The sequence below is a fragment of the Streptomyces sp. NPDC001507 genome (assembly GCF_042894765.1).
Taxonomy (GTDB): domain Bacteria; phylum Actinomycetota; class Actinomycetes; order Streptomycetales; family Streptomycetaceae; genus Streptomyces.
Genome location: NZ_JBIAVV010000002.1, coordinates 794,356 through 819,354 on the forward strand (window position 1 = coordinate 794,356; position 24,999 = coordinate 819,354).

At 72.2% G+C, this 24,999-nt stretch carries 24 protein-coding genes; 13 read left to right on the forward strand and 11 right to left on the reverse strand.

All coding sequences use genetic code 11. From position 1 onward, the window contains the following. Positions 1 to 50 precede the first annotated feature (50 nt). On the forward strand, positions 51 to 2,354 hold the full coding sequence (locus ACFY0K_RS09745; RefSeq protein ID WP_390639355.1) for an NB-ARC domain-containing protein: 2,304 nt from the start codon (positions 51 to 53) through the stop codon (positions 2,352 to 2,354). Between the two features lie 25 nt (positions 2,355 to 2,379). On the opposite strand, the gene ACFY0K_RS09750 is transcribed toward ACFY0K_RS09745, so the two are convergent. Then, complete coding sequence (locus ACFY0K_RS09750) at positions 2,380 to 3,828, reverse strand: MFS transporter (RefSeq protein WP_390639356.1); 1,449 nt, start codon at positions 3,826 to 3,828, stop codon at positions 2,380 to 2,382. Between the two features lie 152 nt (positions 3,829 to 3,980). Between ACFY0K_RS09750 and ACFY0K_RS09755 the strand changes: the two genes are divergently transcribed. Next, the gene (locus tag ACFY0K_RS09755; protein WP_390639357.1) at positions 3,981 to 4,547 is read left to right on the forward strand and encodes a TetR/AcrR family transcriptional regulator; all 567 of its coding nucleotides are present in this window, start codon (positions 3,981 to 3,983) and stop codon (positions 4,545 to 4,547) included. 34 nt (positions 4,548 to 4,581) lie between these two features. On the opposite strand, the gene ACFY0K_RS09760 is transcribed toward ACFY0K_RS09755, so the two are convergent. The 7 genes from ACFY0K_RS09760 to ACFY0K_RS09790 form a co-directional block, all read right to left on the reverse strand. Then, complete coding sequence (locus ACFY0K_RS09760; RefSeq protein WP_390639480.1) at positions 4,582 to 5,781, reverse strand: TerD family protein; 1,200 nt, start codon at positions 5,779 to 5,781, stop codon at positions 4,582 to 4,584. A gap of 80 nt (positions 5,782 to 5,861) precedes the next feature. Next, positions 5,862 to 6,851 carry a zinc-dependent alcohol dehydrogenase family protein gene (locus tag ACFY0K_RS09765; protein WP_390639358.1) on the reverse strand — a complete coding sequence of 330 codons (990 nt, stop codon included), beginning with the start codon at positions 6,849 to 6,851 and terminating at the stop codon, positions 5,862 to 5,864. After that, positions 6,848 to 7,693 (reverse strand): carbohydrate ABC transporter permease, encoded by an 846-nt coding sequence (locus ACFY0K_RS09770; RefSeq protein WP_351958441.1) that lies wholly within the window; start codon positions 7,691 to 7,693, stop codon positions 6,848 to 6,850. Before ACFY0K_RS09770 ends, ACFY0K_RS09765 begins: the two co-directional genes overlap by 4 nt. After that, positions 7,690 to 8,625, reverse strand: a complete 936-nt coding sequence (locus ACFY0K_RS09775) for a sugar ABC transporter permease (protein WP_351958442.1) — start codon at positions 8,623 to 8,625, stop codon at positions 7,690 to 7,692. Before ACFY0K_RS09775 ends, ACFY0K_RS09770 begins: the two co-directional genes overlap by 4 nt. Beyond that, positions 8,622 to 10,001: an ABC transporter substrate-binding protein gene (locus ACFY0K_RS09780; protein ID WP_390639359.1), complete on the reverse strand. Its 1,380-nt coding sequence runs from the start codon at positions 9,999 to 10,001 to the stop codon at positions 8,622 to 8,624. The genes ACFY0K_RS09775 and ACFY0K_RS09780 overlap by 4 nt, the downstream gene beginning before the upstream one ends. Positions 10,002 to 10,077: 76 nt before the next feature. Beyond that, on the reverse strand, positions 10,078 to 10,848 hold the full coding sequence (locus tag ACFY0K_RS09785) for a DeoR/GlpR family DNA-binding transcription regulator (RefSeq protein WP_390639360.1): 771 nt from the start codon (positions 10,846 to 10,848) through the stop codon (positions 10,078 to 10,080). A gap of 306 nt (positions 10,849 to 11,154) precedes the next feature. Beyond that, positions 11,155 to 11,964 carry an NAD-dependent epimerase/dehydratase family protein gene (locus ACFY0K_RS09790; RefSeq protein WP_390639361.1) on the reverse strand — a complete coding sequence of 270 codons (810 nt, stop codon included), beginning with the start codon at positions 11,962 to 11,964 and terminating at the stop codon, positions 11,155 to 11,157. 252 nt (positions 11,965 to 12,216) lie between these two features. On the opposite strand from ACFY0K_RS09790, the gene ACFY0K_RS09795 reads away from it, so the two are divergent. Further along, on the forward strand, positions 12,217 to 13,158 hold the full coding sequence (locus tag ACFY0K_RS09795) for a 5-dehydro-4-deoxyglucarate dehydratase (RefSeq protein ID WP_390639362.1): 942 nt from the start codon (positions 12,217 to 12,219) through the stop codon (positions 13,156 to 13,158). Further along, on the forward strand, positions 13,155 to 14,348 hold the full coding sequence (locus ACFY0K_RS09800) for a hypothetical protein (RefSeq protein WP_390639363.1): 1,194 nt from the start codon (positions 13,155 to 13,157) through the stop codon (positions 14,346 to 14,348). The genes ACFY0K_RS09795 and ACFY0K_RS09800 overlap by 4 nt, the downstream gene beginning before the upstream one ends. Here the strand turns inward: ACFY0K_RS09800 and ACFY0K_RS09805 are convergent. Continuing rightward, a complete protein-coding gene (locus ACFY0K_RS09805; protein WP_390639364.1) occupies positions 14,291 to 14,515 on the reverse strand; it encodes a hypothetical protein in 225 nt (74 codons plus the stop codon). The genes ACFY0K_RS09800 and ACFY0K_RS09805 overlap by 58 nt on opposite strands. 167 nt (positions 14,516 to 14,682) lie before the next feature. Here ACFY0K_RS09805 and ACFY0K_RS09810 point away from each other — a divergent pair, with 167 nt between their 5' ends. The 8 genes from ACFY0K_RS09810 (at position 14,683) to ACFY0K_RS09845 (ending at position 21,578) form a co-directional block, all read left to right on the forward strand. Then, a complete protein-coding gene (locus ACFY0K_RS09810) occupies positions 14,683 to 15,090 on the forward strand; it encodes a DUF6010 family protein (RefSeq protein WP_390639365.1) in 408 nt (135 codons plus the stop codon). A gap of 28 nt (positions 15,091 to 15,118) precedes the next feature. Next, positions 15,119 to 15,700, forward strand: coding sequence for a TIGR03086 family metal-binding protein (locus ACFY0K_RS09815; RefSeq protein WP_390639366.1), 582 nt, complete (start codon positions 15,119 to 15,121; stop codon positions 15,698 to 15,700). Positions 15,701 to 15,751: 51 nt separating this feature from the next. Continuing rightward, on the forward strand, positions 15,752 to 16,504 hold the full coding sequence (locus ACFY0K_RS09820) for an MBL fold metallo-hydrolase (RefSeq protein WP_390639367.1): 753 nt from the start codon (positions 15,752 to 15,754) through the stop codon (positions 16,502 to 16,504). Between the two features lie 355 nt (positions 16,505 to 16,859). Then, a complete protein-coding gene (locus ACFY0K_RS09825) occupies positions 16,860 to 17,516 on the forward strand; it encodes a GntR family transcriptional regulator (protein ID WP_390639368.1) in 657 nt (218 codons plus the stop codon). After that, positions 17,513 to 18,424 carry a dihydrodipicolinate synthase family protein gene (locus ACFY0K_RS09830; protein WP_382730465.1) on the forward strand — a complete coding sequence of 304 codons (912 nt, stop codon included), beginning with the start codon at positions 17,513 to 17,515 and terminating at the stop codon, positions 18,422 to 18,424. Before ACFY0K_RS09825 ends, ACFY0K_RS09830 begins: the two co-directional genes overlap by 4 nt. Beyond that, positions 18,421 to 20,166, forward strand: a complete 1,746-nt coding sequence (gene araD / locus ACFY0K_RS09835; RefSeq protein WP_390639369.1) for an L-arabinonate dehydratase — start codon at positions 18,421 to 18,423, stop codon at positions 20,164 to 20,166. Before ACFY0K_RS09830 ends, araD begins: the two co-directional genes overlap by 4 nt. Before the next feature lie 40 nt (positions 20,167 to 20,206). Beyond that, positions 20,207 to 20,359 (forward strand): hypothetical protein, encoded by a 153-nt coding sequence (locus ACFY0K_RS09840; protein WP_390639370.1) that lies wholly within the window; start codon positions 20,207 to 20,209, stop codon positions 20,357 to 20,359. Positions 20,360 to 20,429: 70 nt separating this feature from the next. Then, complete coding sequence (locus tag ACFY0K_RS09845) at positions 20,430 to 21,578, forward strand: Gfo/Idh/MocA family protein (RefSeq protein ID WP_390639371.1); 1,149 nt, start codon at positions 20,430 to 20,432, stop codon at positions 21,576 to 21,578. A gap of 532 nt (positions 21,579 to 22,110) precedes the next feature. On the opposite strand, the gene ACFY0K_RS09850 is transcribed toward ACFY0K_RS09845, so the two are convergent. After that, complete coding sequence (locus ACFY0K_RS09850) at positions 22,111 to 23,478, reverse strand: cytochrome P450 (RefSeq protein ID WP_390639372.1); 1,368 nt, start codon at positions 23,476 to 23,478, stop codon at positions 22,111 to 22,113. Between the two features lie 265 nt (positions 23,479 to 23,743). On the opposite strand from ACFY0K_RS09850, the gene ACFY0K_RS09855 reads away from it, so the two are divergent. Beyond that, a complete protein-coding gene (locus ACFY0K_RS09855; RefSeq protein WP_390639373.1) occupies positions 23,744 to 24,541 on the forward strand; it encodes an HAD family acid phosphatase in 798 nt (265 codons plus the stop codon). A 144-nt stretch (positions 24,542 to 24,685) separates the two neighbouring features. Here ACFY0K_RS09855 and ACFY0K_RS09860 read toward each other — a convergent pair whose 3' ends face one another. Beyond that, positions 24,686 to 24,898: a hypothetical protein gene (locus ACFY0K_RS09860; RefSeq protein ID WP_390639374.1), complete on the reverse strand. Its 213-nt coding sequence runs from the start codon at positions 24,896 to 24,898 to the stop codon at positions 24,686 to 24,688. Between the last annotated feature and the right edge of the window lie 101 nt (positions 24,899 to 24,999).

Here is a 24,999-nt window from a genome sequence, read left to right on the forward strand (position 1 = left end):
CCAGGCAGAAGTGCAGGCGGAAGTAGAGAGCGCTTGTTCTAATTGTCGTGATGACCAGACTTTCCCCATCCGATGAGTCCCACGGCGCCACCGCCTTCGGTGCGATGCTGCGTTCCCTGCGCCGGGCGGCGCGGCTGACCCTGGAGGAGTTGTCGCAGGCGTCCGGCGTCAGCGTCCGGGCGCTGGGCGACATGGAACGCGGCCGCAGCCGTGGGCCACAGCGCCGCACCGTCGACGCGCTTGCCGCCGCCCTGAAGCTGGACCGCGAGCAGTCGCAGCGGTTGCAGCGGCTGGCCGACGCCGGCCGGGAGCGGGGCGGTCCGGCCGCGCCGCCGTATCTCCTGCGCACCGTCCCGGACTTCACCGGACGGGAGCAGGAACTGACCGATCTGGAGGCGCTCGCCCGAGGTGCCGGCGCCCGCGCGGTGGTCCTCTTCGGGCCGGGCGGGCAGGGCAAGACGACCCTGGCCGCGCAGGCCGCGCGGCGGCTGGGAGAGCTCTTTCCGGACGGCTCTGTCAGTGTGCGACTGCACGGCATGAGCGACACACCGCTGTCCGCCGCCGAGGCACTGGTCCTGCTGTTGACGGGGCTCGGGCATCCGCCCGACCGGATTCCGGTGGACCCGGTGGCGCGCGAGGCCGTCTACCGGGCCACGCTCAGCACCCGGCGGGTGCTGGTCGTCCTGGACGACGCGGCCGACGAGGCGCAGGCCAGGCCGCTGCTGCCGGACGCGGAGGGCGGTTTCGTACTCGTCACCAGCCGACGCCCGCTGACGGGGCTGGAGGGCGTACGCCGCATCCGGCTCGGCGCTCTCAGCGGCAGGGAGTCGGTGACACTGCTGGAACGGATCCTCGGCACGCCGCGCACCGACGGCCAGTCGGAGGCGATCGGCCGGCTGGCGGAACTGTGCGGGCATCTCCCGCTGGCCCTGCGGATCGTCGGCAACCGCCTCTCCAGCCGCCCCGCCTGGACCCCTGCCCGGCTGGCGGAGCAACTCGCGGACGAGGAACGGCGGCTGGGCACCCTGGTCGCGGGCGACCTGGCCGTACGCGGCGCGCTCGCCCTGTCCTACCGCCAGCTCACCGCTTCCCGCAGGCTGCTGCTACGTCGGCTCGCCCTGCTCCCCGGCCATCACACCGGCCCCCGCCTCGCTGCCGTACTCACCGGCGACGACGACCTGATCGCGGTCCAGGACGCCCTCGACCTGCTGGTCGAGCGGGGTCTGCTGGAGGAGACCACGCCGGGCCGCTACGCACTGCACGATCTCGTACGACTCTTCGCGCGCGAGAGACTCCAGGCCGAGGAGCCGCCGTTGTCGGCCGAAGCAGCCGCCCTGGGCATGGCGGACTGGCTGCTGCGGTCGGCCTCGGCGGCGGGCCGCTGGTTCGAGGCACCCGGCGCGCCCGAGCCGTGGCCGGGAGCCACGCCGGCCTTCGCACCCGTGTCAGCCGAGGAGGCGGAGGAGTGGCTGAGCACCGAACGTGCCCACTGGGTGGGCGCGTTGCAGCTCATGTTCGAAGCGGAGCGGTACCCGGAGATCCTGCACGCGGCGCGGACGTTGTACTGGTTCTCCGACCGCTGGGACGCCTGGCCCGAGTGGCGCACGGTGTTCAGCTACGGCGTCCGCGCCGCCGCCGCGCTCGGTGACCGGGCGGCCGAGGCCCACCAGCTCAACTGCCTCGCCTGGACGTATTCGGTGCGCGGCGGACAGTACGAGCAGGCCGAGGAACACGCGCGCCGTGCGCTGGAGTCGGCGACCCAGGCCGGTGACACCGGCCAGCAGGCCTGGGCATGGGTCTACATCGCCGGTGCCGGCATGTGCCTGGGCCGGCCCGCGGAGGCGGCACGGGCGGCGGAGGACGCCGTACGGCTCTTCGAGGCGGCCGGTGACCAGGCCGGGCTGGCGGTTTCCCGTCGGCTGCTGGGCAGCGCCCTGCGGGAATCCGGCCGCGCGGAGGAGGCGTTGGCCGTCCATCGGGGCCTGCTCGGGACGGACGCGGGGGACGTGCCCGGCTTCCAGGAGTTCGCGCAGGCGATCCTGCGGCATGAGATAGCCGGTGACCTGCTGGCCCTTCGGCGCTGGTCCGATGCGGCGGAGGTGTATCGGACCGTCATCGCCCCGGCCACCCATGGCGGCACGGACCGCTTCAAGGCCCGTGCGCTCACCGGCCTCGCCACCGCCCTGGAGCACTGCGGTGACCAGGCCCAGGCCCGCGCCCGACTCGGTGAGGCGTACCGGCTGTTCAGCTCGGTCGGTGACGCGACCGCCGCGGAACGGACAGCGGCCTCGCTCGAACGCCTCGCGGCCCGTGCGGCCGACGCGGATCCTTCGGTCGTCGCGGACGGGACCTGACCGCGCGGGCGACGAAGATGTGGGTCTATGGGTGTCGCCGCCGCGGGCTCGTGATCACGAAGCCCGCCACCAGCAGCGCGGCCACCGCGACCAGCGAGCCGATGCCGAACGCGCGGGACGCGCCGTGGGTGAGGATCTCGGCCGGGGTGCCGGTGGCGTGCCGGGTCGCCGTGCCGTAGACCGTGACCAGGACGGCGAGTCCGAGGGTGCCGCCCAGCCACTGCAGGGTCTGCAGCAGGCCGGACGCGGCGCCCGCCTCACGCGGCCCGATGCGGGCCAGGATCGTCGCGTTGAGCGGCATGAAGCTCAGGCCGACGCCCACCCCGAGCAGCAGCAGCGGGCCGAGCAGCCCGGTGGCGTAGCCGTCGCCGGGCCGCAGTCGCCACAGCCAGCCGCCGGCGGCGACGAGCAGCGTGATGCCGGCCAGCAGCACCGGCTTGGTCCCGAAGCGGGCCAGCAGCTTCGGCAGCAGCCGCACCACCGTGAACATGGCCAGCGTCATGGGCAGGAACGCGAACCCGGCGCGCAACGGGCTGTACTCCAGGACCTGCTGGCAGATGAGGGTGAGGAAGTAGAAGGCGCCGAACATGCCCGCGGGCAGCAGCATGAGCGTGAGGTAGCCGCCCGCCCGGTCCCGGTCGGCGAACAGCCGCAGGGGCATGATCGGCTGGCCGGCCCGGGACTCGGTCAGGGTGAAGCCGAGGAGGAGCGCGACGGCGCAGCTGAAGCCGAGCAGGGACCGGGTGTCGGTCCAGCCGTCCTCGGAGACCCGGATGAACGCGTAGACCAGGGAGGTCATGCCGGCCGTCCCGGTCAGCGCGCCCGCGAGATCGAAGCTGCCCGCGTGGCGCGGGGTCTCGGCGACGAACCGGGGCAGGGCGAGGAACAGGGCGATGCCGATGGGCACGTTGATGAGCAGGGCCCAGCGCCAGGAGGCCCACGAGGTGAGCATGCCGCCCAGGACCAGGCCGGCGGAGCCGCCGATGCCGGCCACGGAGGAGTAGACGCTCAGGGCGTGGTGACGGCGCGGGCCCTGGGGGAAGTTGGTGGTGATCAGGGCCAGGGTGCTGGGCGCGATCAGCGCGGCGCCCGCACCCTGCAACGCCCGCGCCGCGAGCAGCCAGCCGCCCTCCGCCGCGACCCCGCCGAGCAGCGAGGACAGCGCGAACAGCAGTGCGCCGGCGCCGAGCGTACGACGGCGGCCGACGATGTCGCCGACGCGCCCGCCGAGCAGTAACAGGCCGCCGAAGGCGAGGGTGTAGGCGTTGAGCACCCAGGACAGGCCGGTCCGGCTGAACCCCAGGCCCTGCTGGATGTCGGGCAGCGCGACGTTGACGACGGTGGAGTCGACGCCGACCATCATGTAGGCGGTGACGATGACGAGGAGGGCGGTGCCGAGCCTGGCGGGGGAGGTGGATTCCGGCGGGGCGTCGGCGGCGCTGGACGGGACGGACGGGCTGGACGGGGCGGACATGGGGTTCTCCCGGTCTGTGTGTCCCCGGCGCGGGCATGGTGAAGTACGGGCAGGTGGGCTGCCCGTGGAGCGCACGGCACTAAGCGGGGACTGTCTCCGTTTGTCGTTCGCTAAGATACGGAGAGAGTCCCCGGTTCGCAAGGAGTAACTGGATGACGCAGGTCAGGCCCATGCGTGCGGACGCCCGCCGCAACTACGAGCGGCTGCTGAAGGTCGCCGTGGAGGCCTTCGCCGAGCAGGGGGAGAACGCCTCGCTGGACGACATCGCCAAGCGGGCGGGCGTCGGCTCCGGCACGCTCTACCGGCACTTCCCGACCCGGCAGGCGCTGCTGGAGGCGGCGATGACCGACCGGATGGAGGCGCTGGCGGCCACCGCCGACGAGTTCGCCGCGGAGCTGCCGCCGGGTGCGGCGCTCATGGAGTGGCTGAACGAACTGTGCGCCGCCACCATCCAGGTACGCGGCCTGAAGGCCCTGCTCGGCTCGGCGGTCACCGACGGCAGCTCTTCCGCGCTGACGGCCTGCGGCCGGCTGATCCGCGGCTCGGCGACCCGGCTGGTGGACGCGGCCAAGGAGGAGGGCACCCTGCGCCCGGACATCGAGCCGATCGAACTCCTGCGCCTCGCGCACGGACTGGCCACGGCCTCGGAACTGGCCAACGGGCAGGGCCAGGAGATCCGGCGCTATCTGTCACTGCTCACGGAGGGGCTGCGGCCGTAGCGCCCACGGCCGCACACCCGTCGCCGCGCCCGGGTCAGAGTGCCTCCGCCCCCGGCTTCACCATGTTCCGCACCGTCCGGGCCTTCACGAACGAGCCCATCGCCGTCATGTCCCACTCGCCGGAGAACTGGCGGACCAGCTTCGCCATCATCACGCCCGTCTGCGCCTCGGCGTTGGTGAGGTCGAAGCGGACCAGCTCCTCGCCGGTCGCGGCGTCCAGCAGCCGGCAGTACGCCTTGGCGACCTCCGTGAACTTCTGGCCGGAGAACGAGTTGACGGTGAAGACCAGGCCGGTGACCTGCGGGGGGATCCGGCCGAGGTCCACCACGATCACCTCGTCGTCGCCGCCTCCCTCACCGGTGAGGTTGTCGCCGGAGTGCTTGATCGCGCCGCCCAGGATGGACAGCTTGCCGAAGTAGCAGCTGTCGACGTGGTCGCGCTGCGGGCCGTACGCGATGACCGACGCGTCCAGGTCGATGTCCTTGCCCCGGAACGCCGGCTCCCAGCCCAGGCCCATCTTGACCTGGGAGAGCAGCGGGCGGCCGCCCTTGACCAGGGACACGGTCTGGTTCTTCTGGAGGCTGACCCGGCCCTTGTCGAGGTTGATCTTCCCGGCGCCCGGGGCGGGCGGAGCGGGCGGGACGGGCGGGACGGGCGGGACCGGGGGAGCGGCGGGCTGGGCCGCGGGGGCCGGTTCCGGCGCCGGCTGGGCCGCGGGGGTCTGCGCCGGGGCCGGGGCCGGTTCCTCCACCGTCACGCCGAAGTCGGTGGCGATGCCGGCCAGCCCGTTGGCGTAGCCCTGGCCGACCGCGCGGGCCTTCCACGCGCCGTTCCGCAGGTAGATCTCCACGACCACCAGGGCCGTCTCCGTGCCCAGCTGCGGCGGGGTGAAGGTGGCCAGCACCGAGCCGTCGTCCGCGTTGCGGATCGTGGCCGTCGGCTCGATGCCCTGGAAGGTCTGGCCCGCGGCGTCGGGGCTCGCGGTGACGACGATCTTCTCGATGCCGGGCGGCACGGCCGCCGTGTCGACGGTGATCGCGTCCGGGGCCGTACCCCCGCCGGAGCGGTACGTCACACCCGGGCCGCCGGGCTGGTTGTAGAAGATGAAGTCGTCGTCGGAGCGCACCTTGCCGTCGCCCGTGAGCAGCAGGCCCGACACGTCGAGCCGCACGGGGGCGGCGACGTCCACCGCCACCCGGGAGACCGGAAGAGGGATGTTCGAGCCAGGGGTCATAGCTGTCATGCCGGGTGAACGATCGACCCCGCTTTACCGTTCCCTTACCGACGGGCCGCGCCCGGAATCCCTCGATCGGCTCAGGGGATCACCACGATCTTCCGTCCCACGCCCGCCGCGAACTGCTCCAGTGCCTGCGGGTAGCTGTCCAGGGGGAGGCGGTCGCTGATGAAGACCTCCGGGTCCAGGACCCCGTTCGCGAACAGCTCCGCCGCCCGTTCGTAGCTGTGCAGCACGGCCATGGAGCCGGTGATGGTGATCTCCTGGTTGTAGATGCGGTACGGGTCGATCGTCACCCGGGTCGCGTAGTCGGCGACGCCGAACTGGAGGAACGTGCCGGCCTTGGCGACCCGGCCCAGGCCGTCCTGGATCGCCGCCGCGTTCCCGGTCGCGTCGATCACCACCTCCCAGCCCCGCGGCCGGTCCAGCTCGTCCGCGTTCGCGGCGGTCGCCGAGACGCCCAGCCGCCGGGCGGTCTCCAGGCGGGCCGGGTTCAGGTCGACCACGTCCACGCTCGCCGCGCCGGTGCGCTTGGCCAGCTCCAGCATCATCAGGCCCATGGTCCCGGAGCCGTAGATGAGCACGTGCGCGCCCAGGCGGGAGTTGAGGACGTCGTAGCCGCGCACCGCGCACGACAGCGGCTCGACCAGGGCCGCGTCCTGGGTGCGGACGTGCTCGGGGAGCTTCACGCAGTTGGCGACGGGGGCCACCGCGTACTGGGCGGCGCCGCCCGGCACGGTCACGCCGATCGCAGCCCAGCGTTCGCACAGGTTGTTGTGGCCGTCGCGGCAGTAGCGGCACTCGTAGCAGTACAGGGACGGATCAACCGCGACCCGGTCGCCGACCGCGACCTCGGTGACCTGGGTGCCGACGCCGACCACCTCGCCGGCGAACTCGTGGCCCGGCACGATCGGCAGCTTGGGCGCGAACTCGCCCTGGAGGATGTGCAGGTCGGTGCCGCACAGCCCGCACGCGGCCACCTCGACGACCACCTCGCGAGGCCCCGGCGTGGGGTCGGGGACCTCGGTGACGACGGCACGGCCCACGGACTCGATGACGGCGGCCTTCATTTCACGGCTCCCAACGACAGGCCCTGGACCAGCTTGTCCTGGGCGGCGAACCCCGCGGCGAGCACCGGCAGGGAGACGACGAGCGACGCGGCGCACACCTTGGCCAGGAACAGGCCCTGGCTGGTGATGAAGCCGGTCAGGAAGACGGGGGCGGTCTCGGCGACCACGCCCGTCAGGACTCGGGCGAAGAGAAGTTCGTTCCAGCTGAAGATGAAGCAGATCAGCGAGGTGGCGGCGATGCCGGGCAGGGCGATCGGGGCGACCACGCGCGCGAGGATCGTCGGCAGGCGGGCGCCGTCGATCTGCGCCGCCTCGATCACCGCGACCGGGACCTCGGCGAGGAAGGACTGCATCATCCACACCGCGATCGGCAGGTTCATGGAGGTGTAGAGGATGACCAGGAACCAGATGTTGTCGAGCATCCCGGTGTTCTTCGCGAAGAGGTAGATCGGCAGCAGCCCTGCCACCACCGGCAGCATCTTCGTGGAGAGGAAGAAGAACAGGACGTCGGTCCACTTCTTCACCCGCCGGATCGACAGCGCGTACGCCGCCGGGAAGGCCAGCACGAGGACGAAGAGGGTCGAGACGATCGAGGCGACCGCCGAGTTGACGAGCGCCGGCCAGGGGCTCGCGCCGCCGCCCGCGCCGAAGAACTCCCGGTAGCCGTCCAGGGTCAGGGCGGCGCCGAAGGAGGGCGGGTTGGTCGCCGCGTCCGCCTCGGAGTGGAAGGACGTCAGAGCCATCCAGGCGATGGGGAAGAAGAAGACGATGCCGACCAGCCAGGCCACCAGGCCGATGCTGAGACCCCGGTGCTTCCTGACGCGTAGGGCGAGACTGCTCATGCGCGGGACGCCTCCTCTCGGAACAGGGACGACACCACGCGCAGGGCGAAGGTCGCGATGATGATCGAGCCGATGACCACCAGGACGCCCGCGGCCGAGGCGAGGCCGTTCTCGTGGGCCTGGTAGAAGCTCTGGTAGACGGTGTAGGGGAGGTTGGCGGTGCCCAGGCCGCCGGACGTGATCGTGAAGACCGCGTCGAAGTTCTGGACGATGTAGATGCAGCCGAGCAGGGCGCCGAGTTCGAGGTAGCGGCGCAGGTGGGGGAGGGTGAGGTGGCGGAAGACCTGCCATTCGTTCGCGCCGTCGACCCGCGCCGCCTCGATCTGCTCGGGGTCCCGGCTCTGCAGTCCGGCGAGCAGGATCAGCATCATGAACGGCGTCCACTGCCACACCAGGGCGGCCTCCACGGCCAGCAGCGGGGTGTTGGAGATCCAGTCGGGCTGCGGCCCGCCGACATAGTGCAACAGGCCGTTGAGCAGGCCGTACTCCGGGTTGTAGAGGACGTGCTTCCAGAGCAGGGCGGCGGCCACCGGGACCACCAGGAACGGGGCGATCAGCAGGGTGCGGACGACGCCCCGGCCGCGGAACCTGTTGTTCAGGAGCAGCGCGAGCGCGAGGCCGAGGACCAGGCTGACCAGCACCACGGTCACCGTGAGCAGCACGGTCGTCCAGACCGAGTGGCGCAGGTCGGCGTCGGTCAGGACCTGGCGGTAGTTGTCGACGCCGGCGAAGTGACGGGCCTTCGGGTAGAGGGCGTTCCAGTCGAAGAAGGAGATGACCACCGTGGCCACGAAGGGCAGCTGGGTCACGACGATCATGAAGACCAGGGCGGGCAGGAGGGGGGCCCGGGTGGCCCAGGCGCGCAGGCGGGCAGAGGGCGGCCGCGTGGCGCGTGCGGGTGTCGCTGCGTAGGGGGCTGTCGTCGCGGTCATCGTCCCTTGTACTCCTTGGAGATCTTCTCGGCGAGCTGCTGGGACTTCTTGAGGGCCGAGTCGACGGACTGCCGTCCGGCGATGGCCGAGCTGATCTCCTGGGAGACCTTGGTGCCGAGATCGGTGAACTCGGGGATGTCGACGAACTGGATGCCGGGCGCGGGCCGCGGCTGGACGCCGGGGTCGTTCGGGCGGGCGCTCTCGATGGCCTCCTTGGTCATCTCCTGGAAGGCCGCGGCCGTCTTCACGTAGTCCGGGTTCGTGTACGTCGACGCGCGCTTGCCCGCCGGGACGTTGGACCAGCCGCCGGTCTGGCCGTCGCTCCGGCCGACCAGCTCCTCGTACTGCTTGCTGGACGCCCAGGAGACGAACTTCCAGGCCTTGCCGGGGTTGCGGGAGGCCTTCTGGATGCCCCAGGCCCAGGTGTAGAGCCAGCCGGAGGACTTGGTCTGCTCCACGGGCGCGGGGACGTAGCCGAGCTTGCCCTTGACCGGGGAGCCGTTCGCCTCCAGGAGGCCGGCCGCGCTGGTGGCGTCGTACCACATGGCGACCTTGCCCTGGGTCATGTTGTTGAGGCACTCGGCGAAGCCGGACTGCGGGGCGCCGGACTCGCCGTGCTTGCGGACCAGGTCGACATAGAACTTAGTCGCCTTCTCGAAGCCGGACCCGGTCAGCTGCGCCTTCCAGTCCTTGTCGAACCAGGTGCCGCCGAAGGTGTTCACGACCGTGGTCAGCGGTGCCATCAGCTCGCCCCAGCCGGGCAGGCCGCGCAGGCAGATGCCGCGCATGCCGGACTGGGCGCCGTCCACCTTGGCGGCCAGGTCGGCGACCTGCTGCCAGGTGGGATGCGCGGGCATCGTCAGGCCCTTCGCCGCGAACACGTCCTTGCGGTACATCAGGAACGACGACTCGCCGTAGAAGGGCTCGCCGTAGAGCTTGCCGTCGTCGGCGGTCAGGGACTCGCGCATCGGCTGCAGGATGTCCTGCTGGTCGAAGCCCGGGTCCTTCGCGACGTACGAGTCCATCTCGTGCAGCCAGCCGTTGCGGGCGTAGATCGGGATCTCGTAGTTGGACAGGGTGGCCACGTCGTACTGGCCGGCCTGGTTGGCGAAGTCCTGGCTGATCTTGTCGCGGACGTCGTTCTCGGGCAGGACGGTGAAGTTGACCTTGATGCCGGTCTCCTGGGTGAAGCGCGGGGCGAGCTTCTGGAGTTCCGTCATCTGGGGGTTGTTGACCATCAGCACGTTGATCGAATCGCCGCCGGAACCGGACCCGCCCGCGCCGACCCAGCAGCCGGAGAGCAGCGGGGCGAGCAGCGTCCCTGCGGCGGCCATGGCGAGAGTGACTCGCGGCCTCCGTCGGCTCGGGGTTCGCATGGATCGCTCCTGGAGGAATCGGGAGATATGGGGCAGTGATGGGTGTGGAAAGCCCTCGGGGGAGGGCGGTGGTGGGTCAGACCCGGATGACCTGCGGGCCCAGCAGGGAGTAGCGGTGGGCCTCGGCCGTCGGGAGCAGGGTGCTCGTCACGATCGCCTCCAGGGCGCCGACCTCGGCGAAGCGGCAGAAGCTGACGGCTCCGAACTTGGTGTGCACGCCCGCGAAGACCGTCCGGCGTGCGGCCCGGATGGCCTGCGCCTTGACCTCGCCGACGGCCGGATCGGGCGTGGTCAGCCCGTGCTCGCGCGAGATGCCGTTGGCTCCGATGTAGGCGAGATCGAGAACGAAGCCGGCGAGCATCTTCGTCGTCCAGTGGTCGACGGTGGCCAGCGTGCCGGCCCGGACCCGGCCGCCCAGCAGCAGGACCGACATGTTCTCGGTCTCGGCCAGCGCGCCCGCGACCGGCAGCGACGCCGTGACCACGGTCAGCGGCCGGTCCGTCGGCAGTGCCTCGGCGATGAGCTGGGGGGTGAAGCCCTCGTCGACGAAGACGGTCTCGGCGTCGCCCAGCAGCTCGGCGGCGGCCGCCGCGATCCGCCGCTTCTCCGGCACGTGGCTGGTCGAGCGGAAGGCGAGCGTGGTCTCGAAGCCGGCGCTCTCGACGGGATACGCGCCCCCATGGGTACGGCGCACCAGGCCGTGGTCCTCCAGGGCGCGCAGGTCGCGCCGGATGGTCTCCTTGGCCACGCCCAGGGCGCCGGCGAGCGCGGTGACGTCGACGGAGCCCGTGGCGCGCGCGGCCCGCACGATCTCGCGCTGGCGTTCTTCCGCCGTCTGCGTGCTCATCTCGTCACCCACTTCCTTGTGGAACCGCACGGAGCCGTGTGGAGTCGCGTGCGGCTGCGTGGAGCTGCCCGTTCGGGCCATGCAGCAAGTTCTACAGCGGGTGTGCGAGGCTGACCAGGCCTGTTGCGGGCCCGATACTGCCCGTGTGCGCCCGTTTGCCGGGCGGAGTGCCCGCCGCGGACCTGCGCGGCTGTGGCGGGAGGGGTGGGAGCGGGCGCCCCGGATGCCCGAACGCGGCGGCGGGCGGGCCCGTTCGGTGCCCGCCCGCCGCCGTGAGCGATCGTTTTCCGCCGCCCGGCCCGTCGCTCAGTACGGCCAGACGGGCGGGTCGTCGACGAACCGGCCGCCGAGGTGGGTGTGGGCCGGCTTCCCCGGGTCCAGTTCGCCGTGCTCGGCGATCAGCTTCGCGGCGAACTGCTCGGAGTCGTCCTGCGGCTCGTAGCCGAGCGCGCGTGCGGTGCTCAGGTCCCACCACAACCGGGTGTTGGCGGACGAGCCGTAGACGACGGTGTGGCCGACCTCCTCTGCGGTCAGCGCCGCGTGGAAGAGGCGGGCGCCGTCGGCGGGGCTCATCCACACCGAGAGCATCCGCACGTCGGCCGGCTCGGCGAAGCAGGAGCCGATGCGCACGGAGACCGTCTCCAGGCCGTGCTTGTCCCAGTACAGCTGGGCGAGGTCCTCGCCGAACGACTTGGACAGGCCGTAGAAGGTGTCCGGGCGGCGCGGGGTGTCGACCGGGATCAGCGGGTCGCCCGCGCGCGGGGCCGGGGTGAAGCCGACGGCGTGGTTGGAGGAGGCGAAGACGATGCGCGGCACGCCGGCCTCGCGCGCGGCCTCGTACAGGTTGTAGGTGCCCTCGATGTTCGAGCGGAGGATCTTCTCGAACGGTGCCTCCAGGGAGATGCCCGCCAGGTGCAGGACCGCGTCCACGCCCTGGACGGCGGCCCGCAGCGCGTCCTTGTCGCCGAGGTCGGCGGTGATCGCGTCCGGTGCGCCCTCGACCGGGCGCACGTCGAACAGGCGCAGCTCGTAGCCGTACTCCGGGAGCAGGGACCGCATCAGGGTGCCGAGTCCGCCGGCGGCACCGGTGAGCAGTAGCGTGCGGGGCGTGGGCATTGCACGGTCTCCTTGGATCGACACCGGTCGCGTACGTGTCTGACATTCACATTCATGGACACGCTAGGGAGATGCGGCGCGCCGAGTCAAGTGTGCCGTGGAGTGCGGGAATCCGCTCGACTGTTGGTCGTTTGCCGCCTTGACCGGCCCCAAGGCGGCCTCGTAACGTGGTCACGTTCATGAATATGGACGCCGATCAGAGACATGCATCAGCAGCACGATCTGCGTCGACCGCCTCGACAGGGAGCGCCCGTGACGCCAGCCCCTCTCGCCGCCCGGCTCCGTGACCCGCGCGGGCCGCTCTTCTTCCCCGTCACCGCCTACGGCCCCGACGGCTCCCTCGACCTCGACGCCTACCGCGAGCACGTCCGCCGTGGCGTCGAGGCCGGTGCCGCCGCCGTCTTCGCCTGCTGCGGCACCGGGGAGTTCCACGCGCTGCTCCCGGAGGAGTTCGAGGCCTGCGTGGGCGCGGCCGTGGCGGCGGCCGGCGGCCGGGTACCGGTGGTGGCCGGCGCCGGCTACGGCACCGCACTCGCCGTGCGCTACGCGCGTCTCGCCGAGGCCGCGGGCGCCGACGGCCTCCTCGCCATGCCGCCCTACCTGGTCGTCGCAGGACAGGAGGGCCTGCTCCGGCACTACCGCGAGGTGGCGGCGGCCACCGCCCTCCCGGTGATCGTCTACCAGCGCGACAACTCCGTGTTCACCCCGCCCGCGGTCGTCGAACTCGCCCGCACCGAGGGCGTCATCGGCTTCAAGGACGGCCTCGGCGACCTGGACCTCATGCAGCGCATCGTCAGCGCCGTCCGCACCGAGGCCCCCGGCGACTTCCTCTACTTCAACGGCCTGCCCACCGCCGAACAGACCCAGCTCGCCTACCAGGCCATCGGCATCGACCTCTACTCCTCCGCCGTGTTCTGCTTCGTCCCCGAGATCGCCCTCGCCTTCCACGCAGCCCTGCGCGAGGGGGACAGGGCGACCGCCGAGCGCCTGCTGGACGGCTTCTATCGCCCGTTCGTCGAGCTCCGCGCCCAGGGCCGGGGATACGCCGTCTCGCTGGTCAAGGCGGGCGTACGGCTGCGCGGCCTGGACGTCGGCGAGGTCCGCCCCCCGCTGCACGAGCCGGCCGAGGACCACGTGAAGCAGCTCGCCCAGCTGATCGAGCGCGGGTACGCACTGCTGGAGGAGGGCGCGTGACGCACTCCGGAGCGAGCCGGGCAGGGCGGCCGAAGACCTCGGCGTTCGTGTACCCCTGGGACGTCAACGGGGACCCCGCCGCCCCGGAACGCATCGCCGCACTCGGCGTCGACCAGGTCACCCTGGCCTCCGCCTACCACTCCACCCGCGCCCTGACCCCCCGCCACCCCCGCCACCGCATCGTCACCGCCGAACACGCCGCCGTCTACTACCCGGCCGACGGCGACCGCTGGGCGGGCCGCGAGCTGCGCCCCCACCCGGCCGGCGACTGGGCCCCCGGCGACGCCCACGGCGAAGCGGCCGACGCCCTGCGCGGCGCCGGCCTCGAAGTCCACACCTGGGTGGTCCTCGCCCACAACTCCCGCCTGGGCGCCGAGCACCCGGACACCTCCGTCGTCAACGCCTACGGCGACCGCTACCCCTGGGCGCCCTGCATCGCCCAGCCCGCCACGCGCGCGTACCTGGCCGACCTCGCCGCCGAGGCCGCCGTCCGCCCCGGCGCGGCCGGTACCGAACTGGAGTCCCTCGGCTGGTACGGCCTCCAGCACCTGCACGCCCACGACAAGACCGCCGGGGTCGGCCTCGGCGACGCCGGCCAGTACCTGATGGCACTGTGCTTCTGCCCCGCGTGCCGGACCGGGTACGGCGAACAGGGCCTGGACGCCGACGAACTGGCCGCCGCCGTACGGGAGGCACTGGAGCCGCTGTGGCGGGGCACGGGCGACGACACCGGCTGGCCGACGGTGGAGAAGCTGCTCGGCGAGCCGGTTGCGGCGGCCACGCGCGCGTGGCGCGACGGACAGGCCCGCACGCTCCAGGAGACCGCCGTGACCGCGGTCCGGGCCGCGGCCCCGGAAGGCTTCCAGGTGCTGCTGCACGCCGACCCGGTGACGTACCACTGCGGAGCCAACGCCGGGGTGGACCCGGCCTGGATCCTGTCCGTCGCGGACGGCGTCGTGGTCCCCTGCGCCTCCGGTACGGGCCTGCTCGCGCCCTTCGCCGAACACGCGCGTGCGGACACCGTCCTGGCCGCCAACTTCACGGTGGTCTCCGGCATGGGCGGCAGCCCCGCGACCCTCGCGGCCGACAGGGACCGCGCCCGTGCGCAGGGCGCGACCGAACTGCGGCTGTATCACGCCGGGTTGGCGTCCGACGGCGACCTGGCCGCAGTCCGGGAGGCACTGCGCTGACCCAGTGCCCCGGCGGTGAGCAGCAGCGCTGCGCCGAAGACGGGCAACAGCAGCCGTAGCCCGAGCGCGGAGGTGCCGAAGCCGGACATCACGACGCCGGTGAGGTACAGGGCCGCGTTGCGGTCGCGCAGCAGGCGGGCCACGGCCCACGAGGTGCTGGTCGTCATGCCTGCTCATCGTGGCCCTAAGACGGGGGTGGGGGGATCGGGAAGGTGCCTTGGAAGGGCGCCGGGCAGGGCGTGAGCTCCTCCTGCGGGCCGCCCGGCGGGAATCCGTCGGAACCTGTCGCCGGTGCCCCTGGGGCCGGCGGGGCCGCGACCCTACCGTCGGCCCCATGCGCTACATCGCACCGATCCTCATCGGCCTCGGCTACGTCCTCGTCATGTCCCTCGTCCGCGAACCGCACCGGCGCCGCCTCAACGCGGTGATGGTGGCCGGCGCGGGTGCCGCGTACCTGAGCGGCGGCGGCCTGGGCGGCTGGGAGTTCGCGTTCACCGCACTGGCCACGTACGTCGCCTACCGGGGCCTGGACTCCTGGACCTTCGTCGGCGTCGGCTGGCTGCTGCACACCGCGTGGGACGTCGTCCACGACATCAAGGGCTCGCCGCTGATCCCGTTCTTCCTCGACTCGTCGTTCGGGTGCGCGCTCTGCGACCCGGTGATCGCGCTGTGGTGCTTCCTGGGCGGGATGTCGGTGTGGCGGACCGATGAGTTTCGCAAGGCCGTGCGGTCCACCTCCTGAATGCGGCGACGCACCGGGAGGCAGCACGATGACTGGTACGACCATGATCGACCTCGGCCCGCAGGCGAGGATCGTGGCGGAGCTCGCGGAGCGGGTGGCGGACGGGCAGCTCGCGGTGCCGACGCCCTGTCCTGACTACGCCGTCCGCCACCTGCTGGGGCATGTGGCGGGCCTGTCCGTGGCCTTCCAGGACGCGGCCCGCAAGGAGCTGGGGGCCACCACCGACCACCGCCCGGGCGCGGCGCTGCCGGTCCTCGGACCTGATTGGCGGCAGGAACTGCCCAAGGCGCTGGACGCCCTGGCGGAGGCCTGGCGGGACCCGTCCGCGTGGGACGGCATGACGCGTGCGGGCGGGATCGATCTGCCCGGCGCGGTGGCGGGCGCGGTCGCCACCGACGAACTGGTGATCCACGGCTGGGACCTGGCCCGCGCCACCGGCCAGGAGTACGTCCCCGATCCCGCGGCCCTGGAGGCGGCGTACGGCTTCCTGCGGATGGCAGCGGAGGGCGGCCGCGGCCCGTTCGGTCCCCTCGTGCCGGTGCCGGAGGGCGCGCGGCTGCTGGACCGGGCGGTGGGGCTGAGCGGCCGGCACCCGGAGTGGAAGCCGTGAAGGGGCGCAAACGGTGAGCGGGCGGGGACCCGGATCCGTACTCTCCTCGCCATGCCCTTGAGCCTCACCGTCCTCGGCACCGCCGCCCCCTACCCTCGGCCCGGCCGCCCGTGCTCCGGTTACCTGGTGCGGGGCGGCGGCGCCGAGGTGTGGGTGGACGCGGGGACCGGAACCTTCGCGGAGTTGCAGCGGCACACTGATCCGGCGCGGCTCACCGCGATCTGGCTCTCGCACCTGCACGCGGACCACACCGCGGATCTGGCGGCGGCCGCGTACGCGTACGCCTTCGGCGGCCTGACCCCGGCCGCACCGATCCCGGTCTACGCGCCGCAGGAGTGCGCGGCACGCCTGGCCGGCTTCTTCGGCCGTCCCGACCCGGGCTTCCTGAGCGGGATCTTCGACTTCCGTCCCCTGTACGACGGCCACGCCGTCCAGCACTGGAACCTGCGGCTCGCCGCCCGCGCGGTCGCCCACGGCACGGAGGCCTACGGGCTGCGCGCCGAGTGCCAGGGCAGCGTGCTCGCCTACTCCGGCGACAGCGGCCCGTGCGCCGCCCTGACCGAGCTGGCCACCCGCGCGGACGTCTTCCTGTGCGAGGCCGACCTCGACCGGCATCGCGAAGGCGAACGAGTACATCTGACCCCGGAGGACGCCGGGCGGATCGCCCGGCAGGCGGGAGCGCGCGAACTCCTCATCACCCACGTGGGCCCGTCCCTGACCCGCGAGATGGCGGCGACCCGAGCAGGCGCGGTGTCGGGACGTCTCACCAGCGTGGCCCGGGAGGGGGAGGCGAGGGGGTTCTGAGGCGGTGGCCGAAGCCGCGTCACTCCTCGCGGGCGGCCTCGTCCCGATCCGCCCACCACGGCCGCAGACTCCGCTCCGCGGCGCTCAGCACCTCGCCCGGGGACAGCTCGTCGGCCCGCGGACCTCCTCCTTCTCGCGGAAGTGGCCCACCGCAGTCCGGCGTCGGCCGGCCGCCGACCCTGCGATCGGGCTCCCGCCCTCCAACCACGTTCTCTGTCAAAGGCATTGACGAGACACAGCCGTCCTCCTACCTTCATCCGCGTCGTACCTCGTACGTCATATATGAGACGCGATACGCGAGATCAGATACGTCAGATCAGGTCCCGCACCTGACACGTGACCCCGAGAGGCGCGCATGACCTCTGTGCCCGTGCCGATTCCGTCGCGCACGCAGTTCGTGCTGGACGCGATCAAACACCGCATCCTGACAGGGCAGCTGACGCCCGGTCAGGCCCTGGTGGAGACCGAGCTCGCCGCGCAGTTCGGGGTGTCCAAGACGCCCGTGCGGGAGGCGCTCAAGACCCTCGCCGGGACCGGGCTGGTCATGATGAGCCAGTACAAGGGCGTCACGGTGCGCATGGTGGACGCGGACATGGCGCGGGAGGTCTACGACGTGCGGCTGCTCCTGGAGCCCGAGGCGCTGCGGCGGGCCGTGCGGCGAAGCGCCTCCCTCGACGCCGCCCGGGACGCCCTCACCCGCGCCGAGGACGCCACCGACACCGCCGAACGCTCCCTCGCCAACCGCGACTTCCACCGCGCCCTCTACCTTCCGTGCGGCAACCCGCTCCTCGGCCGGATGCTCGACGAGGTCCGCGACCAGGCCGCCCTCGTCTCCGCCGTCGCCTGGGCCGCCTCCCCCTCCTGGGAGCGGGAGGCCGGCGAGCACCGGGAGATCCTGCGGCTGGCGCTGGACGGTGACGCCGACGGTGCCGCCCGCGCCCTGCACACCCATATCGCGTCCTTCGTCGACCGGGCGTTTCCCCGGCCGGCCGGCCAGGCGGACCAGGAGTGAGCAGCGTGGTGTTCGAGAGCCAACGGGCGGCGCTGGCCGACGTGGTGGCCATCCCGGTGACCCCGTTCGCCGCGGACGGCGGCGTGGACCAGGACGCCCACCGGGCCCTGCTGCGCCGGCTCCTCGACGGCGGCGTCCGCACCCTCACCCCCAACGGCAACACCGGCGAGTTCTACGCCCTCGCCCCGCAGGAGCGGCAGCTGGTCACCGAGCTGACCCTCGACGAGGCCGGGGACCGGGCGGCCGTCCTGGCCGGGGTCGGGCACGACATCGCGACCGCCGTCGCCACCGCCCGCCACGCCCGCGAGCACGGCGCCCAGATGGTGATGGTCCATCAGCCCGTCCATCCGTACGTGTCGCAGGCGGGCTGGGTCGACTACCACCGGGCCGTCGCCGCGGCCGTCCCCGAGCTCGGCGTCGTCCCGTACATCCGCAACGCCCAGCTCCCCGGCGCCCGGCTCGCCGAACTCGCCGACGCCTGCCCCAACGTGATCGGGGTCAAGTACGCCGTCCCGGACGCCGCCAGGTTCGCCGCCTTCGCGAGGGACGCGGGACTCGACCGGTTCGTCTGGGTCGCCGGGCTCGCCGAGCCCTACGCACCCTCCTACTTCTCGGCCGGCGCCACCGGCTTCACCTCCGGCCTCGTGAACGTCGCGCCGGCCGTTTCGCTGAACATGATCGAAGCGCTTCGATCCGGTGACTACCCGGCCGCCATGAAGGTCTGGGAGCAGATCCGCCGGTTCGAGGAACTCCGGGCCGCGAACGGCTCCGCCGACAACGTCACCGTCGTCAAGGAGGCCCTCGCCGCCCTCGGCCTGTGCCGCCGCGACGTCCGGCCGCCCAGCAGGCAGCTTCCGGAGGAACGGCGCGCAGAGGTCGCCGCCATAGCCGCCGGGTGGTCGCTGTGAGCAGCGGTGAGAGCGTCCCGCGCAGGCGGCCCGAGGAGCTGCGGAGCCACCAGTGGTACGGCACCGAAGGGCTCCGCTCCTTCAGTCACCGCGCCCGCACCCGCCAGCTCGGCTACCTCCCCGAGGAACACCTCGGCAAGCCGGTCATCGCCGTCCTCAACACCTGGTCGGACATCAACCCCTGTCATGCGCACCTCCGTGACCGGGCGCAGGCGGTCAAGCGGGGCGTGTGGCAGGCGGGCGGGTTCCCGCTGGAGTTCCCGGTCGCCACGCTCTCGGAGACCTTCCAGAAGCCGACCCCGATGCTCTACCGCAACCTCCTCGCCATGGAGACGGAGGAGCTGCTGCGGTCGTACCCGGTCGACGGGGCCGTGCTGATGGGCGGCTGCGACAAGTCCACCCCGGCCCTCCTCATGGGCGCGGCCTCGGTGGACCTGCCGGCCGTCTTCGTGCCGGCCGGCCCCATGCTCCCGGGCCACTGGCGGGGCGAGGTCCTCGGCTCCGGCACCGACATGTGGAAGTACTGGGACGACAAGCGTGCCGGGCTCATCGGCGACTGCGAGATGACGGAGCTGGAGAGCGGGCTGGCCCGTTCGCCCGGTCACTGCATGACCATGGGGACGGCCTCCACCCTCACCGCCGCCGCCGAGGCGCTCGGCGTGACCGTCCCGGGCGCGTCCAGCATCCCGGCCGTCGACTCCGGGCACGACCGGATGGCGGCCAGGGCGGGGATGCGGATCGTCGACCTCGTGCACCGCGACCGGCGGCTCTCCCACCTCCTCACCCGCGACGCCTTCGAGGACGCGGTCACCACCGTCCTCGGGCTCGGCGGCTCCACCAACGCCGTCATCCACCTCATCGCCATGGCCGGCCGGGCCGGGGTGCGCCTCACCCTCGACGACTTCGACCGCATCGCCCGCACCGTGCCCGTCCTCGCCAACGTCCGCCCCGGCGGACAGCGGTACCTCATGGAGGACTTCCACTTCGCGGGCGGCCTCCCCGGTTTCCTCTCCCGCATCCAGGACCTGCTCCACCTCGACCGGCCGACGGTGTCGTACGACACCTACCGCGAGCAGCTCGCCGGTGCCCGGGTGCACGACGACGACGTCATCAGGACCCGTGGCAATCCGGTGGCCGCCGAGGGCGGGGTCGCCGTGCTGCGCGGCAACCTCTGCCCGGACGGCGCGGTCATCAAGCACATCGCCGCCGAGCCGCGGCTGCTCAAGCACACCGGTCCTGCCGTCGTCTTCGACGACTACCGGACCATGCAGCGCACCATCGACGACCCCTCCCTCGGGATCACCGCCGACAGCGTGCTGGTCCTGCGCAACGCCGGGCCCAGGGGCGGCCCCGGCATGCCCGAGTACGGCATGCTGCCCATCCCCGGCCACCTCCTCGAGCAGGGCGTGCGGGACATGGTGCGGATCTCCGACGCCCGGATGAGCGGCACCAGTTACGGCGCCTGCGTGCTGCACATCGCGCCCGAGGCGTACGTCGGCGGGCCGCTCGCCCTGGTCCGCACCGGGGACTCCATCACCCTGGACGTCGAGGCGCGCACCCTCCGGCTCGACATCGACGAAGCGGAGCTGGCGCGGCGCCGGGCCGCGTGGACACCGCCGCCGGTCAGGTACGAGCGCGGGTACGGCGCCCTCTACGACCAGCAGATCACCCAGGCCGACACCGGCTGCGACTTCGAGTTCCTGGCCCGGCCGGGCGAAGTCCCTGACCCGTACGCGGGCTGACCCCGGCCGATGATCCTGAATCAGCGGCTTCATCGGGAACGTGCCGTACTCCCCGGAGGAGGCCGTCTGGGCCGACGGCTGCAACCGGCTCACGGCCTTCCCCATCCTCGTTCCGCCGCTGCTCGTGGTCGTCTTCGCCTTCGTCCAGAAGTGGCTGATCACCGGCTTCGGCGTGGGGGCGGTGAAGGCATGAGACACCTCGCGGGCGGACCGGGGAAAACGCTTACTCTGCTCGCACTGATCGACGACGCAGGGAGGACGCTGTGAACTCTTCGCCCATCGACCTCGTACTGGCGGGGGCGCGCGGCCACGGCCGATGGCACCTGGAGAACATCCGCCGGCTCCAGGAGAAGGGGGTCGTACGCCTCGCCGGGATCTGCGAGCTGACCCCGCTGGGCGCCGACGAGCTGCCGGAAGGACTCGGGCAGCCCGCCCAGTCGGCGGACTTCGGCGCCCTGCTCGATACGACCGGCGCCCGGATCGCCGTGATCTGCACGCCCATCCCCACCCACACGGACCTCGCCCTGACGGCCGCCGAGCGGGGCGTGCACGTGCTCCTGGAGAAGCCGCCGGCGCCGTCGTACGCCGAGTTCCGGCGGATGGCCGACGGGGTCGCGAAGGCGGGCGTGGCCTGCCAGATCGGCTTCCAGTCGCTCGGCTCGCACGCCGTGCCCGCGATCCGGCGGCTGATCGAGGAGGGCGCCGTCGGCGACGTGGTGGGAGTGGGCGGCGCGGGCGCCTGGGCCCGCCCCGAGGCCTACTACCGGCGGGCGCCCTGGGCCGGCAAGCGGCGGCTGAACGGCGTCGACGTCGTCGACGGGGTCCTCACCAACCCCCTCGCGCACGCCGTCGCCACCGGCCTCGCCCTGCTCGGCACCGACCGCGCCGAGGACGTCACCGGCATCCAGACCGAACTGCTGCGCGCCAACGACATCGAGTCCGACGACACCTCCTGCGTCCGCGTCACCACCCCGCGCGGCCCGGTCACGGTCGCGGCCACGCTCTGCGCCGAGGAACCGGGGGACCCGTACGTCGTGGTGCACGGCACCGGCGGCCGGATCACCCACTGGTACAAGCAGGACCGGGTGCTGGTGCAGCGGGCCGGCCACGGCCCGGAGGAGACCGAGTACGGCAGCACGGACCTGCTGGAGAACCTCGCCGACCACCTCACCACCGGCGCGGCCCTGCTGGTGGAGCCGGACGCGACCGGCGCCTTCATGAAGGTCGTCGAAGCGATTCGTCTGGCCGGCGACCCGGCAGCGCTGCCCGCCGGCGCCTGGCACCGCCGGCCCGAGGACGGCCGCCGGGTCGTGACCGGCATCGACGCCCTGGTCGCGGCCAGCGCCGACACTCTCTCCCTCTACTCCGAACTGGGCGCCCCCTGGGCCCCGCCCGAGGAGGTGAGCCGATGAGGGGCGAGCGTCGGCCGGGTGCCGCGGCCGCTGCCTGGGCCGCCGCCTCCCCGCACTTCCGCGTCACTCCCTGCTGACCCCAGACACAGGAGCCGATCGATGAAGAGCAGCATCCGCGGGCGACAGGGGCGGCGAGGGCTCCGGGAAGGGCACGATCACCTTCTGGGACGACAACGGCGGTGTCCGCAGCGACAATCCGCCGACTCGACGGTCCCGGAGGTCCTCGCCCGCCAGTACTTCGCACGCTGCCACGTCGCGCGTGACGTCGACATCGTCGGGCGGGCCACGGCCGTGTACGAGGGCTGCCACTTCCGCACCCCGAACCGGACCGACCTGGCGAGCGCCCGTACGGGTTCGTCCTCGCCCCGTCGACGGCCGTCGCCAACCCGCACGGCTTCCTGGTGAGCCGGAGCCGCATCAGCAGCGAGGACCCGGACGCCGCCTACGCCTTCTCCTTGGCCGCTGTCGGCTCCGGGACGACCGCGGGGATGCCTCGGCGGGCCGGTCGACCGACCCGCCGAGGAAGCACGCGCTAGAGGCCGGCCCCGGCTCCGGCACGGATCCGGGGGCGGACGGTCATCCGCAGGGTGTGCGGCCGCACGGTGAGCCGGGCCACCTGGCGGACGGCCTGGCCCTCGGAGAGCTCCAGCCGTACCGAACGCAGCATCGTCGCGAGCGCCGTGACCAGCTCGGTGAGGGCGAGACGGTCCCCCATGCACTTGTGCTTGCCGTCCCCGAAGGGCAGGAACGCACCCGGCGGAAGCTCCTGCGCGGGGTCGGCCCACCGGTCCGGGAAGAAGGCAAGCGGGTCGGGGAAGCGCTCGGGGTCGCGGTGCAGGGCGTGCTGGCAGTAGGCCAGTTCGGTGCCTGCGGGCAGCGTCCACTTGCCGAGCCGGGTCTCCTCGGTGGTGCGGCGGGTGACCAGCCAGCCGGGGTGGTGCAGCCGCAGGGTCTCGGTGATCACCCGGTTCAGGTACGGCAGCCGGGGCACGTCGTCGAAGGTGACCGGCCGTTCGCCGAGGACCTCGTCCAGCTCGGCCAGGACCCGGTCCTCGATCTCGGGGTGGCGGGCGAGTTCGTAGAGGGTCCAGGACATCACCGACGCGGTGGTCTCGGTGCCCGCGACGGCCAGGGTGAGGATCTCCGAGCAGATCTGATGCCCGGTCAGCGGCTCGCCGGTCTCCTCGTCGACGGCGCGCAGCAGCATGGAGAGCATGTCCCCGGTGTCGTGCCCGGAGGCCTGCAGCTCTTCGACGGCCGTGTTGATGGTGGCGCGTACGCCGTCCCGGGCCCGGTCGAAGCGGCGGTTGAAGGGCAGCGGCAGGCGTTCGGCCCAGTCGGGCACCATGATGCGGACACCTACGTCGTTCAACACCACCGACAGGTCGCTGCGCAGCCGGCGGAAGACGGCGTCGTCGAGGCTGCCGGCGAACACGGTCTTGGCCAGCATGTCGAGGCTGAGCCCGACCATCGCCTCACGTACGTCGAGGGGCCTCCCGGGCTCCCAGCCGGCGACCGTGGCCGTCACCTCGCCGCGCATGATGTCGACGTACCGGCTGATCTCGGTGTGGGCGAACGCCGGTTGCAGCTGGCGGCGCTTGCGCACGTGGTTGCGGCCGACCGCGGTGACGACACTGTCGCCCAGCAGCTGGCCCAGCTTGTCGTAGAGCCGGCCCTTGTCGAGGGTGGGCCCCAGGGCCTTGAGCATCTGGTGGATGAGGGCCGGGTCCTGGACCACGACGGTGCGCGTCCCGGGTTGCAGGACGATCTCCACGAGTGGCTCGCGTGTCTCGCGCAGCGAGTCGATGAAGCCGAGGTTGTCGCGCATCTTCAACGCGTGGCCGATGAACGGAAACGATCCTGCGGCTCGGGGTATGGGGGGAGGCGCCTTGGACGTCACGGGTCATCCCTTCGCGGCAATCATGGGCGCCCCTATGACTTCCCTGAGCCTTCCTCGACGCAATCCTGTCATGAACGTGTCCTGCGCCACGTGGCGCGAGCAGGTGGGGAGGGCGGGGAGCCGCGTCGGCGTCGGCCGCACGGCTGACCAGCCGTGCAGCCGGTGGTGAGTATCAATCAGATAACAGGCTCGCCGAACTCCGCGTGATGCGCGTAGACATTGCGTGACCTGGTGCAACACCTACCAACCCAGACGCGGAGATTACATGCGGAACCCACTCAGAGCAGTCGCTGTCACCGCTGCCTGCGCGCTCGCCGGCGGTGCCCTCTACGGCGCCGGTGCCGCCACGGCCGGCCAGTCGACCGCGAACTCCACCCACGAGCCGTACAACATCGGGCTCCTGGTGAAGGACATCGACGCCTACTACGGCACCGCCGCCGACGCCAACGGCGTCTACCAGGCCTCGCCGGCCAGCCCGTACGCCAAGGACCTGGCGCGCATCGACGCGGACGCCAGGCGCTACATCGACCGGGCCGCGCGCAAGGCGCACCGCAAGGGCGAGAAGCCCGCGGTCGTCTTCGACATCGACGACACGCTGCTGCTCAGCCTGGACTACGAGAAGCGCTACAACTACACGTACAACTCGACCACGTGGGCCGACTACGTCAACAAGGCCGACCGACCTGGCGTGTTCGGCAGCGCCGAGCTGGTCCAGTACGCGCAGAGCGAGGGCGTCGAGGTCTTCTACAACTCCGGGCTCAGCGAGGCGCAGCGCACCGCCGCCGTCGAGAACCTGAAGAAGATCGGCGCCGACGTCAACCTCGACGCCGCCCACATGTTCCTCAAGGACAAGGCCAACCCGCCGTCCTACCTGAGCTCCTGCGCCACCGCGGGCACCTGGAACTGCACGACCGTGCAGTACAAGTCCGGCACCCGACAGCACATCGAGAAGGACCTCGGGTACGACATCATCGCCAACTTCGGCGACCAGTACTCGGACCTGGACGGCGGCCACGCGGACCGCACGTACAAGCTGCCGAACCCGACGTACTTCGTGTCGTAGCGGCGAGGGCGGCAACCCTTTCCGGTCCCGGCGGCGACTGGGAGACGGAAACGGGCCGGGGCGGCCCCTCCGGCCCGTTTCGCTCCCTCGCCGGACACGTCCAGCAGTCCCCCGCGCCCTTTCGGGGCGCGTACCTCCCGTCGGTCAGGAGTCGCCGTCGGCTGTCGTGCGGGTCGCGAAGTCGCCCGTCACCGCGTACTGCTTGCCGGCCGCGGTGGCGGTGATGGTGCAGCTGTCGTGCTTCGCGTCGCGGCCGCCCTGTTCGTGGTGGTACTGGCCCGCGAACACCCACTCGCCGGCCGCGACCCTGCTGCCCGGCTTGAGCGTCGGCGAGGGGCCGGACGCGGTGTGGTCCACCGAACCACACCGGGCCCGATTCCGTAACACGGGGAAAACCTGAAACCGGTTCGGCGCGGGAACAATCCAGCCAGCATCCGCACACGCACGCTCAGGGGACG